The organism is Seonamhaeicola marinus, assembly GCF_008085455.1.
This window is the reverse complement of record NZ_VSDQ01000031.1, coordinates 1-275: the sequence shown is the minus strand read 5'-3', so window position 1 is coordinate 275 and position 275 is coordinate 1. Positions and strand designations below refer to the sequence as shown.

Genomic DNA, 275 nt, shown 5'->3' with positions numbered 1-275 from the left:
TGCACTAAGGTAGATGGTGTTACTTGTTGTGCTGCATCACTCCATGCATTATCAGGATCAAAATGCGTTTCAATCATTAATCCATCAAAATTTAAATCTAAAGCTGTTTGGCATACATCAAAAACCATATCGCGCTTTCCTGTAATGTGCGATGGGTCATTAATTAAAGGAATGTCTGGAAATTTATTTTGAAACTCAATAGCCATTTGCCATTCTGGGTTATTTCTATATTTAGTTTTTTCGTATGTTGAAAATCCTCTATGAATAGCACCAAT

The 275-nt window shown here is 34.2% G+C and carries 1 pseudogene; it reads right to left on the bottom strand.

Annotated elements, in window-relative coordinates:
• A pseudogene (locus FUA24_RS00215) lies at window positions 1–275 on the bottom strand (3-deoxy-7-phosphoheptulonate synthase); the annotation flags it as partial.